We start from the raw sequence: 16648 nt of genomic DNA on the forward strand, positions 1-16648 counted from the left end.
TGGCCGCCTGCGACGTCGCCGACCGCGCGCAGCTCACCGCACTGCTCGCCGCGATCCCCGACGAGCTGCCGCTGACCGCCGTCGTGCACACCGCGGGCGTCGTGGACGACGGCGTCCTGGACCGGCTCACCCCCGAGCGGTTCGCCGCGGTGTTCCGCGCCAAGGCGGCCTCCGCCCTGCTCCTGGACGAACTCACCCGCGACCACGACCTGGAGGTGTTCGCCCTGTTCTCCTCGGCGACCGCCCTCGTCGGCAACCCCGGCCAGGCCAACTACGCCGCCGCCAACGCCGCCCTGGACGCGCTCGCCGAGCGGCGCCGCGCCGCCGGACTGCCCGCCACGTCCATCGCCTGGGGCGTGTGGGCGGGCGGCGGCATGGCCGGGGCCGCCGCCGCCGAGGAGGCCACCCGCCGGGCCGGCGTCGAACCCATGGACCCCGCCCTCGCCGCCGAGATGCTGTGCCGGCTCGTCGCGGAACCCCACCCGACGGCCCTGGTCGCCGGCCTGACCGCGGACGCGTTCGCCGGGCCCGGCGCCGGCCGGCCGCGCCCCCTGCTGCGCGGCCTGCCCGGCCGGGACCGGCCGCACCCGGCCGCCGAGCGGACCGCCGAGCCCGCCGAGTCCCTGCGGGACCGGCTGGCGAAGCTGCCGCCCGCGCGGCGCACCGAGGCCGTCCTCGACGTGGTGCTGACGCGCGCCGCGGCCGTCCTCGGCCACCGCGACGCGTCCGCCGTCGGCGCCGAACGCCTCTTCCGCGACCTCGGCGTCGACTCCCTCGGCGCGGTCGAGCTGCGCAACCAGCTCACCGCGGCCACCGGCCTGCCCCTGGCCGCCACCCTGGTGTTCGACCACCCGACGCCGCTGGCGCTCGCCGAGCACCTCACCGGACGCCTCGCGCCGCAGGAACCCGCCGCGCCCGACCCCGCGCCCGGCGAGAGCCCCGAGGACGCGCGGATCCGGTCGGTGCTCGCCGGCCTGCCCGTGGCCCGGCTGCGCGAGGCCGGACTCCTCGACGACCTCCTCGCCCTGGCCGGCGCCCCCGACACCCCCGCGGCCGCGCCGGCCGGCCCGGCGGACGGCGGACCGGACGGCGACATCGACGCCATGGCCCTCGACGACCTCGTCCGCGCCGCCCTGAAGGGCCACGCGACCGACCCCACCGACCCCGCCGACGACCCCCGCGACCCCGACGCCACCGACGAGTCGGCCGAGTGACGGAGCCAGCCATGACCACGACGCCCAGCGAGCAGGTCGTCCAGGCCCTGCGCGCCGCCCTGAAGGACGCCGACCGCCTGCGCAGGAAGAACCGGCAGCTGGTCGCCGCCGCCGGCGAACCGATCGCCGTCATCGGCATCGGCTGCCGCTACCCGGGCGGCGTGCGCTCCCCGGAGGACCTGTGGCGGCTCGTCGCCGACGGCGCCGACGCGGTGTCCGACCTGCCCGCCGACCGCGGCTGGGACCTCACCGCGCTGCGCACCGCCGGAGCCGACGAGCACGGCCACGAACTGTCCACCCGCGGCGGCTTCCTCGACGACGTCGCCGGCTTCGACGCCGCCTTCTTCGGCGTCTCCCCGCGCGAGGCGCTGCGCATGGACCCGCAGCAGCGCATCCTGCTGGAGACCGCCTGGGAGGCCGTCGAACGCGCCGGCCTGGACGCCACCCGGCTGCGCTCCAGCCGCACCGGCGTGTTCATGGGCACCAACGGCCAGGACTACGCGCACCTCGTGCTGCGGTCCCTGGACGACGCCGACGGCGAGGCCGGCAGCGGCATCGCGGCCGGCGCCCTGTCCGGCCGGCTCTCCTACACCCTGGGCCTGCAGGGCCCCGCCCTCACCGTCGACACCGCCTGCTCCTCCTCCCTCGTCGCCCTGCACCTGGCCTGCCAGTCGCTGCGCAGCGGTGAGAGCACCCTCGCCCTGGCGGGCGGCGTCAACGTGATGGCCACGCCCGGACCGCTCGTCGAGTTCAGCCGCCAGGGCGGCCTCGCCCGCGACGGCCGCTGCAAGGCGTTCGGCGACGGCGCCGACGGCACCGGCTGGGCCGAGGGCGCCGGCGTGCTGCTGCTGGAGCGGCTCTCCGACGCCGAACGCAACGGGCACCCGGTGCTCGCCGTCGTGCGCGGCTCCGCCGTCAACTCCGACGGCGCCTCCAACGGCTTCACCGCCCCCAACGGGCCCGCCCAGCAGCGCGTCATCCGCGCCGCCCTGGCCGCCGCCCGCCTCGCCCCCGCCGACGTCGACGTCGTCGAGGCGCACGGCACCGGCACCCCGCTCGGCGACCCGATCGAGGCCCAGAGCCTGCTCGCCACCTACGGCCAGGACCGTGAACGCCCGCTGCTGCTCGGCTCGGTGAAGTCCAACATCGGCCACAGCCAGGCCGCCTCCGGCGTCGCCGGCGTCATCAAGACGATCATGGCGATCCGGCACGGCGTCGCCCCCCGCACCCTGCACGCCGACACCCCCACCCGCCTCGTCGACTGGACGGCCGGCGCCGTGGAGGTCCTCGCCGCCGAGCGGCCCTGGCCCGACACCGGCCGGCCGCGCCGCGCCGGCGTCTCCTCCTTCGGCGTCACCGGCACCAACGCCCACGTCATCCTCGAACAGGCCCCGCCCGCCCCCGGCGCCGCGCCCGAGACGCCCGGCCGCACGCCGGGCACCCTGCCCTGGCTGCTGTCCGCCGCCACCCCGGCCGCCCTGCGGGACCAGGCGCGGCGGCTGCGCGACCTCCTCGACCGCACCCCCGGCCCGCGCCCCCTCGACGTCGCCTACTCCCTCGCCGTCACCCGCGCCGCCCTCGACCACCGCACCGCCCTGGTCGGCGCCGCGGACGACCCCGCCGCCCTCACCGCCGCCCTCGCCGACCCCACCGGGCCCGGCACCGTCTCCGGGCGCGTCACCGGCCGGCCCAAGCTCGCCCTGCTGTTCTCCGGGCAGGGCAGCCAGCGCCTGGGCATGGGCCGCGAACTGCACGCCCGCTTCCCGGCGTTCGCCGCCGCGCTGGACGAGGCGCTGGACTGCTTCGGCCCCGGGCTGCGCGAGGTGATGTGGGGCACGGACGACGCGCTGCTGAACCGCACCGACCACGCCCAGGCCGCGCTGTTCGCCGTCGAGGTCGCCCTGTACCGGCTGCTCCGGTCCTGGGGCGTGCGCGCCGATTTCGTCGCCGGGCACTCGGTCGGCGAGATCGCCGCCGCCCATGTCGCGGGCGTGCTGTCCCTCGCCGACGCCGCCGCCCTCGTCGCGGCGCGCGGCCGGCTGATGGCGGCCCTCCCGGCCGGCGGCGTGATGGTCGCCGTCGAGGCCGGCGAGGACGAGGTCCGGCCCCTGCTGACGCCCGGCGTGGCCGTGGCGGCGGTCAACGCGCCGGCGTCCGTGGTGCTGTCCGGCGCGGACGACGAGGTGGGCCGGGTGCTGGCCGCGCTGGGGGAGCGGCGGCACACCCGGCTCGCGGTCAGCCACGCCTTCCACTCGCCGCTGATGGACCCGATGCTCGACGATTTCCGTGAGGCCGTCGCCGGACTCGACCCGCGTCCCGCGCGGATCGCCTTGGTGTCCGGGCTGACCGGCCGGATCGCGGAGGCGGACGAGCTGTGCTCGGCCGAGTACTGGGTGCGGCACGCGCGGGAGACCGTCCGCTTCGCCGACGCCGTCACCGCCCTCGCCGACGCCGGGGCCACCGCCTTCCTGGAGGTCGGCCCGGACGCCGTGCTGTCCGCCGCCGCCCGCGCCTGCCTGCCCGGGCAGGCCGACGTGCGGCCGCTGCTGCGCCGCGACCGGGCCGAGGAGCCCGCCCTCGTCACCGGCCTCGCCGGCCTGCACGTGCACGGCGTCGCCGTCGACTGGGCCGCGTTCTTCGCCGGCACGGGCGCCCGCCGCGTGGACCTGCCGACGTACGCCTTCCAGCACGAGCGGTACTGGCCGGCCGGCGGCGTCCACGCCGCGGAGGTGTCCGGCGCCGGCCTGGAGACCGCGGGGCACCCGCTGCTCGGCGCGGCGATGACCGTCGCCGGCACCGACGACCTCGTGCTCACCGGCGTGCTCTCCCCGGCCCTCCAGCCGTGGCTGGCCGACCACCGCGTCGGCGGCGCGGTGGTCTTCCCCGGCACCGGCTTCCTGGAGCTGGCCGTCCGGGCCGGCGACCGGGTGGGCTGCGCCCGCGTCGCGCAGCTGACCCTCGCCGTGCCGCTGGTCCTGCCCGAGGAGGGCACCGTCCGGGTCCAGCTGAGGGTCGGCGGGCCGGACGCGGACGGCGGCCGCCCGCTGTGGTTCCACGCGCGGCCCGCCGACCACCCCGACGCCCCCTGGACCCTGCACGCCACCGGCCGGCTCGCCCCCGAGGCGGCCGGGCCGGCGGACTTCGACGCCGTCCGGTGGCCGCCCCGCGACGCCCGGCCCGTCGACATCACCGGCCGCTACGACCGCTACGCCGCCGCCGGCCTGGTCTACGGCCCCGCCTTCCGCGGGCTGCGCGCCCTGTGGCGGCGCGGCGGGGAACTCTTCGCGGAGATCGCCCTGGACCCCTCGGTCCGCGACACGGGCGCCTACGGCATCCACCCCGGACTGCTGGACTCCGTGCTGCACGCCGCCGCCCTGGACGGCGACGACGAGCGGCTGCTGCCGTTCGAGTGGCGCGACGTGACCCTGCACGCCTCGGGCGCCGGGCTGCTGCGCGCCCGGCTGCTGCGCACCGGCCCGGACACCGTCGTCGTGGACGCCGCCGACGCGCACGGCGCCCCCGTCGTCTCCGTCGCCGGCCTCACCCTGCGGGCCGCGCCGGACGCCGTCGCCCCGGCCGCGCCGCCCGAGGCGGCCGGCTCCCTGTTCCGCCTGGAGTGGCGGCCCCGCGACACGCCGGAGGCCGCGGGCGGCACCTGGGCGCTCGTCGGCGAGGACCCCTTCGGGCTCGCCGCCCACCTGGCCGGGGCCGCGCACGTCCCGGCGCTGGACCGGGTGCCGGGGGAGCGGGCGCCGCGCCACCTCGTCGTCCCCGTCGCCGGGACCGGGACGGGCGCCGAGGCGGCCCGCGCGGCCACCCGCCGGGTGCTCGCCCTGCTGCGGGACTTCCTCGGCGACGACCGCTTCCGCCGCTCCCGCCTGCTGCTGGTCACCCGCGGCGCCGTCGCCGCGACCGACACCGAGGACGTCACCGACCTGGGCGCCGCCGCCGTGTGGGGCCTGGTCCGCTCCGCGCAGGCCGAACACCCCGGCCGCCTGCTGCTGGTGGACACCGACGACGCCTCCGCCGGCCTGCTGCCCGCCCTGCCCGCCCTGTTCGACGACACCGAGCCGCAGGCCGTCCTGCGCGGCGGCACACTGCGCGTCGGCCGCCTGACCCGCGGCGCCGGCCCCGCGCTGGTCCCGCCCGCGACCGGGAACTGGCGGCTGGACGCCGCCGAACGCGGCAGCCTCGACGGCCTCGCCCTCGTGCCCTGCGACCAGCCGGAGCCGACCGGGCGCCAGGTCCGGGTGGCGGTGCGCGCCGCCGGCGTCAACTTCCGGGACGTGCTCAGCGCCCTCGGCATGTACCCCGGCGAGCCCGGACCGCTCGGCTCCGAGGCCGCCGGCGTCGTCGTCGAGACGGGCCCCGACGCGCGGCTGTGGCGGCCGGGCGACCGGGTCATGGGCATGGTCGCCGGCGGCTTCGCCCCGACCGTCGTCGTGGACGAACGGCAGCTGGCCGCCGTACCCGCCGGCTGGTCCTGGGAGACCGCCGGTTCGGTGCCGCTGGTGTTCCTCACCGCCTACCGGGCGCTCGTCGACCTCGCCGGGCTGCGGCCCGGGGAGAAGGTCCTCGTGCACGCCGGCGCCGGCGGCGTCGGCATGGCGGCCGTCCAGCTCGCCCGGCACCTCGGCGCGGAGGTCTTCGCCACCGCCAGCGAGCCGAAGTGGCCCGTGCTGCGCGCCCTCGGCGTGGCCGACGACCACATCGCCTCCTCCCGCGACACCGGCTTCGCCGACCGGTTCGCCGAGGTCGCCGGGGAGGGCGGCCTGGACGTCGTCCTCAACGCGCTGTCCGGCGAGTTCGTCGACGCCTCGCTGCGGCTGCTCGGCCCCGGCGGCCGGTTCCTGGAGATGGGCAAGACCGACGTCCGCGACGCGGACACCGTCCCGGACGGCATCCGCTACGAGGCCTTCGACCTCGGCTGGGTGGACCCCGACGGCATCCGGCGGATGCTCACCGCGCTCACCGCCCTGTTCGACGCCGGCGCCCTGCGCCCCCTGCCGGTGCGCGCCTGGGACGTGCGGCGGGCCGCGGAGGCGTTCCGCTTCATGAGCCTGGCCCGGCACACCGGCAAACTCGTCCTCACCCTGCCCGCCGCCCCCGACCCCGACGGCACCGTCCTCGTCACCGGCGGCACCGGCACGCTCGGCGGCCTCCTCGCCCGCCACCTGGTCACCCGGCACGGCGTCCGGCACCTGCTGCTGGCCGGCCGCCGCGGACCCGACGCGCCCGGCGCCCGCGCCCTGCGCGAGGAACTCGCGGGCCACGGCGCGCGGGTGGACGTCGTCGCCTGCGACCTCACCGAGCCCGGCGCGGTCCGCGCCCTGCTGGACCGGGTGCCCGCCGAGCACCCCCTGACGGCCGTCGTGCACGCGGCGGGCGCCCTCGACGACGGCGTCCTCGACGCCCTCACCCCGGACCGGCTCGACGCCGTGCTGCGCCCCAAGGCCGACGCGGCCTGGCAGCTGCACGAGGAGACCCGCCACCTGGACCTGGCCGCGTTCGTGCTGTACTCGTCCACCGCCGGCCTCATGGGCAGCCCCGGCCAGGCCAACTACGCCGCCGCCAACGCCTTCCTCGACGCGCTCGCCGAACACCGCAGGGCGCACGGCCTGCCCGCGCTGTCGCTGCGCTGGCCCGGCTGGGAGCAGGACGGCGGCGGAATGACCGCCCGCCTGTCCGACCGCGACCTGCGGCGCACCGCCGCCCTCGGACTGCCGCCGCTCACCGCCGAACAGGGCCTCGCGCTGTTCGACGCCGCGCTGGCCACCGACGCGGCCACGCTCGCCCCGCTGCCCGTCGGCGCCGCCCCGCTGCCTCCGGCGGCCACCGTGCCCGCGCTGCTGCGCGACCTGGTCCGGCCCGGCCGGCGCGCCGCGGGCGGCGGGGCCGTCTCGCGCGGCGCGCTCGTCGGCCGGCTCGCCGCCCTGCGGCCCGACGAGCGGCGACGCCACCTCGTCGAGCTGGTGCGGGCCGAGGCGGCGGGCGTGCTGGGCCACGGCACCGGCGACGCCGTCGACGCCGACCACGAGTTCCGCCGGCTCGGCGTGGACTCGCTGACCGCGATCGAGCTGCGCAACCGGCTCGCCGGCGCCACCGGCCTGACGCTGCCCGCCACGCTCGTCTTCGACCACCCGACGCCGCGCCGCCTCGCCGGCCACCTGCTCGGCGAACTCGTCGAGGAGGGCGCCGTCACCGACGCCCCCGCGCCCGCGCGGCCCGCCGCCTCCGGCGCCGACGAGCCGCTCGCCGTGGTCGGCATGGCCTGCCGCTTCCCCGGCGGCATCACCTCGCCCGAGGAGCTGTGGGAGTTCGTCGCGGCGGGCGGCGACGCCATCTCCGGGATGCCCGACGACCGCGGCTGGGAGCGGCACACCGGCATCGCCGCGGCCGACGGCGTGACCGGCGGGTTCCTGCGCGGCGCCGCCGACTTCGACGCCGCGTTCTTCGAGATCTCCCCGCGCGAGGCGCTGGCGACGGACCCGCAGCAGCGGCTGCTGCTGGAGACCGCCTGGGAGGCCCTGGAACGCGCCGGCATCGACCCGCGCGGCCTGCGCTCCAGCCGCACCGGCGTCTTCGTCGGCCTCAGCGGCCAGGACTACGGCACCCTCGTCACGCAGTCCTCCGTCGACGTCGAGGCGCACGCCACCACCGGCCTGAACACCTCCGTCGCCTCCGGCCGCCTGGCCTACGTGTTCGGTCTGCAGGGCCCCGCCCTCACCGTCGACACCGCCTGCTCCTCCTCCCTGGTCGCCCTGCACCTGGCCGGGCAGGCGCTGCGCGCCGGCGAATGCGGCCTCGCCCTCGTCGGCGGGGTCACCGTCATGTCCACCCCGGTCGGCTTCGCCGGGTTCTCCCGCATGGGCGGCCTCGCCGGCGACGGCCGCTGCAAGGCGTTCTCCGACGGCGCCGACGGCACCGGCTGGTCCGAGGGCGTCGCCGTCCTCGTCGTGGAACGCCTCTCCGACGCCGAACGCAACGGGCACGACGTGCTCGCCGTGGTGCGCGGCACGGCCGTCAACTCCGACGGCGCCTCCAACGGCCTGACCGCGCCCAACGGGCCCGCCCAGCAGCAGGTCATCCGCGCCGCCCTCGCCGCCGCCGGACTCGCCCCGGCCGACGTGGACGCCGTCGAGGCGCACGGCACCGGCACCGCCCTGGGCGACCCGATCGAGGCGCAGGCGCTCATCGCCGCCTACGGGCAGGACCGCGAACGGCCCCTGCTGCTCGGCTCGGTGAAGTCCAACCTGGGGCACACGCAGGCCGCCGCGGGCGCCGCCGGACTCATCAAGACCGTGCTGGCGATGCGGCACGGCGTCCTGCCCCGCACCCTGCACGCCGAGGTGCCGTCCCGGCACGTCGACTGGTCCGCCGGGGCCGTGCGGCTGCTGACCGAGAACACCCCGTGGCCGGACACCGGCCGGCCGCGCCGCGCCGGCGTGTCGTCCTTCGGCATCAGCGGCACCAACGCCCACGTCGTCCTGGAACAGCCGCCCGCCGCGGACGAACCGGAACGCGCCCCGGCCACGGCACTGCTGCCGTGGGTGGTCTCCGCCCGCACCGAGGCCGCCCTCGACGCCCAGATCGACCGGATCCGCGCCGCGGCCGGCGGACTCGACGCCCGGGACGTGGCCTGGACCCTGGCCGGCCGCGCCGCCCTCGAACACCGCGCCGTGCTGCACCCCGACGGCACGACGGAACTCGCCCGCGGCCTGGCCGCCGACCGCCCCCTGGCCGTCGTCTTCCCCGGCCAGGGCAGCCAGCGGCTCGGCATGGGCCGCGAACTCGCCGCCCGCTTCCCCGCATTCGCCACCGCACTCGACGAGGTCCTCGGCCACTTCGACCCGGCCGTCCGGGACGCGATGCGGGGCACCGACCAGGCGCTGCTCGACCGCACCGACCACGCCCAGTGCGCGGTGTTCGCCGTCGAGGTGGCGCTGTTCCGGCTGCTGGAGTCCTGGGGCGTCACCGCCGGCCACGTCACCGGCCACTCCGTCGGCGAGGTGGCCGCCGCCCACGTCGCCGGCGTCCTCTCCCTCGCGGACGCCTGCACGCTGGTGGCCGCGCGCGGCCGGCTCATGGCCGCGCTGCCCGCGGGCGGCGTAATGGCCGCCGTCGAGGCCGCCGAGGACGAGGTGCGGCCGCTGCTCACCGACGGCGTGTCCCTCGCGGCCGTCAACGGCCCCGCCGCGGTCGTCGTCTCCGGCGCCGAGGACGCGGTGCGGCGCGTCCTGGCGGCCCTGGGCCGGCGGCACACCCGCCTCGCCGTGTCCCACGCCTTCCACTCGCCGCTGGTGGAGCCGATGCTGGACGACTTCCGGCAGGCCCTCGCCGGCCTCGCGTTCCACCCGCCCCGCATCACCGTGGCCTCGGCCCTCACCGGCCGGATCGCCCGGCCGGAGGAGCTGTGCTCGGCGGAGTACTGGGTCCGGCACGCCCGCGCCACCGTGCGGTTCGCCGACGCCGTGGACGCCCTGCGCGCCGCCGGTGCCAGAGCCTTCCTGGAGGCCGGCCCGACGGGCGTGCTCAGCGGCCACATCCTGTCCACCGGGCCGCGGGACGGCGTCGCCGTGCCGCTGCTGCGCCGCGACCGCGGCGAGGAGGAGGCCGTCGTCACCGCGCTGGCCACGCTGTACGCGGCCGGCGTCCCCGTCGACTGGCGCGCCCTGTGCGCCGGCACCGGGGCCCGCCGCGTCGACCTGCCGACCTACCCCTTCCAGCGGCAGCGGTACTGGCCCGACGGCGGCCCCGCCGCCCCGCCCGCGCCCCGCGCCACCGAACCGGCCGGCGACGACTCCGCCACGCGCGCGGCGCTCCTCGCCCGGCTCGACGGCCTCGCCGCCCACGAGCGGCGACGGCACCTGGCGGGCCTGGTGCGCGCCGAGACGGCCGCCGTGCTCGGCCACCGCGGCGACGACGGGATCGACCCCGACCACGAGTTCGGCCGGCTCGGCATGGACTCGGTCACCGCCGTGGAACTGTGCCGCCGCCTGTCCGCCGCCACCGGCCTCACGCTGCCCGCCACCCTCGTCTACGACTACCCGAGCCCGCGCCGCCTCGCCGCGCACCTGCTCGCCGAACTCGCCGCCGACGCCCCCGCGCCCGCGGCACCCGCCCCCTCCGCCTCCGCCGCCCCCGGCGTCGACGAGCCGCTCGCCGTCGTCGGCATGGCCTGCCGCTTCCCCGGCCGGGTCCGCACCCCGGAGGAGTTCTGGGAACTGCTGCTGTCCGGCCGCGACGGCACCGGCCCGTTCCCCGAGGACCGCGGCTGGGACCTCGACACCCTGTACGGCGGCGGCCCCGGCAGCAGCGCCACCACGCGCGGCGGGTTCCTCCACGACGCCGCCGACTTCGACGCCGCCTTCTTCGGGATCAGCCCCCGCGAGGCCCTCGCGATGGACCCGCAGCAGCGGCTGCTGCTGGAGACGTCCTGGGAGGCGTTCGAACGGGCCGGCCTCGACCCGCAGGCGCTGCGCTCCAGCCGCACCGGCGTGTTCGTCGGCACCAACGGCCAGGACTACGTCCACCTCGCCACCCGCGCCCGCGAGGACATCGGCGGGCACCTCGGCACCGGCCTGGCCGCCAGCGTGATCTCCGGCCGCCTGGCCTACGTGTTCGGCCTGCAGGGCCCCGCCCTCACCGTCGACACCGCCTGCTCCTCCTCCCTGGTCTCGCTGCACCTGGCCTGCCGGGCGCTGCGCGACGGCGAGTGCGACCTGGCCCTGGCCGGCGGGGTCACCGTCATGACCACCCCGGTCAGCTTCGTCGGCTTCAGCATCCAGGGCGGCCTCGCCGCCGACGGCCGCTGCAAGGCGTTCTCCGACGACGCCGACGGCACCGTGTGGTCCGAGGGCGTCGGCATGCTGGTCGTGGAACGGCTGTCCGACGCCCTGCGCAACGGGCACGACGTGCTGGCCGTGGTGCGCGGCACGGCCGTCAACTCCGACGGCGCCTCCAACGGGCTCAGCGCGCCCAACGGGCCCGCCCAGCAGCAGGTCATCCGCGCCGCCCTCGCCGACGCCCGCCTCGCCCCCGCCGACGTGGACGCCGTCGAGGCGCACGGCACCGGCACCCGCCTCGGCGACCCCATCGAGGCGCAGGCCCTCGTCGCCGCCTACGGCCAGGACCGCGAACGGCCCCTGCTGCTCGGCTCGGTGAAGTCCAACATCGGCCACACCCAGGCCGCCGCCGGCGTCGCCGGCGTCATCAAGTCGGTGCTCGCGCTGCGCCACGGCCGGCTGCCCCGCACCCTGCACGCCGAGACGCCCTCCCGCCGCGTCGACTGGTCCTCGGGCGCCCTGTCGCTGCTCACCGAGACCACCCCGTGGCCCGAGACCGGCCGGCCGCCGCGCATCGCGGTCTCCGCGTTCGGGATCAGCGGCACCAACGCGCACGTCGTCCTCGAGGCCGCGCCCGCCGCACGGCCGGAGCCGGACCGGCCCGCACGGACGCCGGCCGTCACCCCGTGGCCGGTCTCCGCCCGCACCGAGGACGCCCTGGACGACCGGCTCACCGCCCTCACCGACTGGGCGCGCGGCCGCGACCCGCGCGACGTGGGCCGCTCCCTGGCCGCCCGCACCGTCTTCCCGCACCGCGCGGTCCTGCTGCCCGGCGGCACGACCGTCCGCGGCACCGCCGCCGAACGCACCCCGGCCCTGGTGTTCTCCGGCCAGGGCGGCCAGCGCCCCGGCATGGGCCGCGAACTCGCCGCCCGCTTCCCGGTGTTCGCCGACGCCTTCGACGAGGTGCTCACCCACCTGCCGCCCGGCCTGCGGGACGTCGCCTGGGGCGACGACGCCCGGGCGCTGCGGCGCACCGAACACGCGCAGCCCGCCCTGTTCGCCCTCCAGGTCGCCCTCTTCCGGCTCGTCGAGTCGCTCGGCGTGCGCCCCGCCCACGTCACCGGGCACTCGGTCGGCGAGATCGCCGCCGCCCACGTCGCGGGCGCGCTGTCCCTGGACGACGCCTGCGCCCTGGTCACCGCCCGCGCCCGCCTGATGGGCGAACTGCCGCCCGGCGGCGTCATGGTGGCCGTCGCCGCCACCGAGGAGGAGGTGCGGCCCCGGCTCACCGACGAGGTGGCCGTCGGCGCCGTCAACGGCCCGTCCTCGCTGGTGCTGTCCGGCGCCCGGGCCGCGGTCGACGCCGTCCTCGCCCGGCTCGGCGACCGCCGCACCCGCCGCCTGGAGGTGTCCCACGCCTTCCACTCGCCGCTGATGGACCCGATGCTGGACGACTTCCGGGCCGTCGTCGCCGGCCTCACCCTGCGCCGGCCCCGCGTCCCGTTCGTCTCCGCCCTGACCGGCGCTCCGGCCGGCGACGACCTCGCCTCACCCGAGTACTGGGTGCGGCACGTCCGCGAGAGCGTCCGCTTCGCCGACGCCGTCCGCGCCCTCACCGCCGCCGGCGCCGACGCCTTCCTGGAAATCGGGCCCGACGGCGGCCTCACCTCCCTGGTGGCCGACCTCGCCCCCGACGCGGCCGTCGCCGTCCCGCTGCTGCGCCGCGGCCACGCCGAGGAGGCCTCGGCGGTCGCCGCGCTCGCCGCGCTGCATGTGCGGGGCGTCACCGTCGACTGGACCGCCCTGTACGCGGGAACCGGCGCCCGGCGACTGCCCGACCTGCCCACCTACCCCTTCCGGCGGCGCCGGCTGTGGCCCACCGCGTCCCCGCGCTCCGCCGACGCCGCCGGACTCGGCCTCGCCGCCACCGACCACCCGCTGCTGGGCGCCGCGCTGCCCGTCGCCGGCGCCGGGGAACTCGTCCTCACCGGCACCCTGTCGCGCGCCCTGCACCCCTGGCTGGACGACTGCGCCGTGGACGGCGCGCCCCGCCTGCCCGGCGCCGCCCTCGTGGAGGCCGCCGTCCGCGCCGGCGACCGGTCCGGCACCCCGCACGTCGCCGAACTCGCCCTCACCGAGCCCGTGACCGTGCCCGACCGGGGCGCGCTCCAGCTCCAGCTGCGGATCGGGGCGCCCGGCGAGGACGGCGGCCGGCCCGTGTGGTGCCACACCCGGCCCGCCCACGAGCCGGACGCCCCGTGGACCGAGCACGCCCACGGCCGGCTCACGCCCGAACAGCCGGCCCCGCCGCCCGCCGCCACCCGGTTCGCCGCCGGCCAGTGGCCGCCGCCCGGGGCCACCGCCCTCGCCCTGGACGGCCTGTACGACCGGCTCGCCGGCGCCGGCGTGGAACACGGCCCCGCCGCCCGCGCCCTGCGCGCCGCCTGGCGGCACGGCGACCACCTGTACGCGGAGGTCGCGCTGCCCGGGGAGGCCGGCGAGCACGCCGGGTTCGGCCTGCACCCCGTCCTCCTCGACGCCGCCCTGCACGCCGCGCACCTCCTGGCCGCGGGCGACGCGGGCGCACCGGAGCGGCTGCTCGCCGCCCGGTGGCACGACGTCGCCCTGCACGCGGTCTCCGCCACCGAGCTGCGCGTCCGGCTGACCGGCACCGGCGACACCCGGGAACTCGTCGCCGCCGACCCCGGCGGGGCGCCCGTGCTCACCGCCCGCGCCGTCGTCCTGCGCCCCGCGCCGCCCCGCCCCGGCGCCCCCGCCGCCGGGGCCGACCTGCGCACCGCGCTGTTCCGCCTGGACTGGGAGGAGCGGCCCGTGCCGCCCGCCCCCGCCGACCCGGCGCCCTGGTACGCCCTCGGCGCCGGCGACCCGGACCCGGCCGCCGTCCTCGGGCCGCTCGCGGAACCAGTGAAGTCCATAGCCGAACTGCGAGAAGGTGACGGGGCGCCGGTGCGGACGGTCGCCGTTCCGCTCACGGGCCGCCCCGACGACCCCGCCGGAGCGGTCCACGAGCTGACGCACCGCGCGCTGACGCTGATGCAGGAGTTCCTGGCCGAGGACCGGTTCGCCCGCACCCGCCTGGTGTTCGTCACCCGGGGCGCGGTCGCGCCGCGCGGCGAGGACGTCACCGACCCGGCCGCCGCGGCGGTCTGGGGCCTGGTGCGGTCCGCGCAGATGGAACACCCCGGCCGGTTCCTCCTCGTCGACGTCGACGGCGACGCGGCCGCCTCGGCCGTGCTGCCCGCCCTGCCGGACACCGACGAGGAGCAGTTCATGGTGCGCGACGGACGCCTGCGGGTGCCGCGGCTCGCCCGCGTGCCCGACGCCGCCTCGGTCACCGAGGCCGGCCCGGCCCGCTGGCGCGCCGACGGCACCGTGCTGATCACCGGCGGCACCGGCGGCCTCGCCCGCGTCCTCGCCCGGCACCTGGTCACCGAGCACGGCATGCGCCACCTGCTGCTGGCCGGCCGGCGCGGCCCCGACGCACCCGGCGCCGGCGAGCTGCGCGACGAACTCGCCGCCCTGGGCGCCCACGTCACCCTGGCCGCCGCCGACGTCGCCGACCCGGACGACGTGGCGGCCCTCCTCGCCGGCATCCCCGCCGAGCACCCGCTGACCGCCGTCGTGCACACCGCCGGCGTCCTGGACGACGGCGTCCTGGACGCGCTCACCCCGGACCGGCTCGACGCCGTGCTGCGGCCCAAGGCCGACGCCGCCTGGCACCTGCACCGGGCCACCCGCGACCTGGACCTGGCCGCGTTCGTCACGTACTCGTCCACCGCCGGCGTCGTCGGCAGCCCCGGCCAGGCCAACTACGCCGCCGCCAACGCCTTCCTCGACGCCCTCGCCCAGCACCGCGCCGCGCACGGCCTGCCCGGCCACTCGCTCGCCTGGGGCCCGTGGGCGCACGGCTCCGGCATGACCAGCGGGCTGAGCGAGGAGCACGTCCGGCGCATGCACCGCTCCGGCACCCCGCCGCTCGACCCCGGGCTGGGCCTCGCCCTGTTCGACGCGGCCACCGCGCGCGACGACGCCCGGCCCGTGCTGATGCGCACCGCCGCCCGCCCCGCCGGCCCGCTGCCGTTCGCCGGACCCGTGCCGCCCGTGCTGCGCGGGCTGATCGGCACACGCCGCACCGCGGCCGGACGCGACCGCGCCGCCGAGCTCGCCGCCCGCCTCGACGGCCTGCGCCCGCAGGACCGCACCCGCCACCTCACCGACCTGGTGCGCGCCGAGGCGGCCGCCGTGCTCGGCCACGACACACCCGAAGGGATCGCAGCCGGGGACGAGTTCGCCCGCCTCGGATTCGACTCCCTCACCTCCGTCGAGATGCGCAACCGGCTCGCCGACGCCACCGGGCTGCGCATCCCCGCCACCCTCGTCTTCGACCACCCCACGCCCCTGGCCGTCGCCGCGCACCTCGCCGAGCGGCTCGGCCGCGACGACACCCCGCCCGCCGGCGGGCTGGACGCCGAACTCGACCGCCTGGACACGGCCCTGACCACCGCGCTCGCCGCGGGCGGCCTCGACCCGGCCGCCCGGACGGGCACCGCGGCCCGGCTGCGGGCCCTGCTCGCCCGGATCACCGACGACGGCGGTGACCGGCAGGGGGCGGACGACGACGTCCGCACACGCATCGGCACCGCCAGCGCCGAAGAGATCATCGCCTTCATCGACAGCGAGATCGGCCGACCCACCGACCGCTGAACCGGTCGCGTCCCCCACCGAGGAAAGGGCATCTGACCATGCCGGACGAAGCGAAACTCGTCGAATACCTCAGGTACGTCACCGCCGACCTGCACGAGACCCGGCGGCGTCTCCAGGAGGCCGAGTCGGGACGCCACGAGCCGGTCGCCGTGGTCGGCATGGCCTGCCGCTTCCCCGGCGGGGTGCACACCCCCGAGCAGCTGTGGGAACTGGTCGCCTCCGGCACCGACGCCATCACCCCGTTCCCCGCCGACCGCGGCTGGGACCTCCAGGGCCGGGGCGGCTTCCTGGACGACGCCGCCGGCTTCGACGCCGCCTTCTTCGGCATCAGCCCGCGCGAGGCCCTCGCGATGGATCCGCAGCAGCGGCTGCTGCTGGAGACGTCCTGGGAGGCGTTCGAACGGGCCGGCCTCGACCCGCACACCCTGCGCTCCAGCCGCACCGGCGTGTTCGTCGGCACCAACGGCCAGGACTACGTACGGCTGGTGCACACCGCCCAGGAGGACCTGTCCGGACACGCCGGCACCGGCCTCGCCGCCAGCGTGATCTCCGGCCGCGTCGCCTACGTCATGGGCCTGGTCGGCCCGGCGGTCACCGTGGACACGGCCTGCTCGTCGTCGCTGGTGTCGCTGCACCTGGCGGCGCAGGCGCTGCGCAGCGGCGAGTGCTCCCTGGCGCTGGCCGGCGGCGTCACCGTGATGACGACACCGGCCGCGTTCACCGGCTTCGACGCCCAGGGCGGCCTCGCCGCCGACGGCCGCTGCAAGGCGTTCTCCGACGACGCCGACGGCACCGGCTGGTCCGAGGGCGTCGGCGTCGTCGTCCTGGAGAAGCTCTCCGACGCCGTGCGCAACGGCCGCCGCATCCTCGCCGTGATCAAGGGGTCCGCCGTGAACCAGGACGGCGCCTCGAACGGTCTGA

3 protein-coding genes are annotated in these 16648 nt (G+C 78.4%); all 3 read left to right on the forward strand.

What is annotated here, in order from left to right; all coding sequences use genetic code 11:
- Positions 1 to 1214 (forward strand): beta-ketoacyl reductase (locus tag ABD363_RS31250; protein WP_344609706.1); only part of this gene is annotated, 1214 nt, incomplete at its 5' end.
- Positions 1211 to 15727: an SDR family NAD(P)-dependent oxidoreductase gene (locus tag ABD363_RS31255; protein ID WP_425578046.1), complete on the forward strand. Its 14517-nt coding sequence runs from the start codon at positions 1211 to 1213 to the stop codon at positions 15725 to 15727. The genes ABD363_RS31250 and ABD363_RS31255, both read left to right, overlap by 4 nt.
- 32 nt (positions 15728 to 15759) lie before the next feature.
- Positions 15760 to 16648, forward strand: an 889-nt coding sequence (locus ABD363_RS31260; RefSeq protein WP_425578047.1) for a beta-ketoacyl synthase N-terminal-like domain-containing protein, incomplete at its 3' end; no start/stop codon positions are given.

Origin of the sequence: Streptomyces glaucus, assembly GCF_039533365.1 — a bacterium.
Classification (GTDB): Bacteria; Actinomycetota; Actinomycetes; order Streptomycetales; family Streptomycetaceae; genus Streptomyces; species Streptomyces glaucus.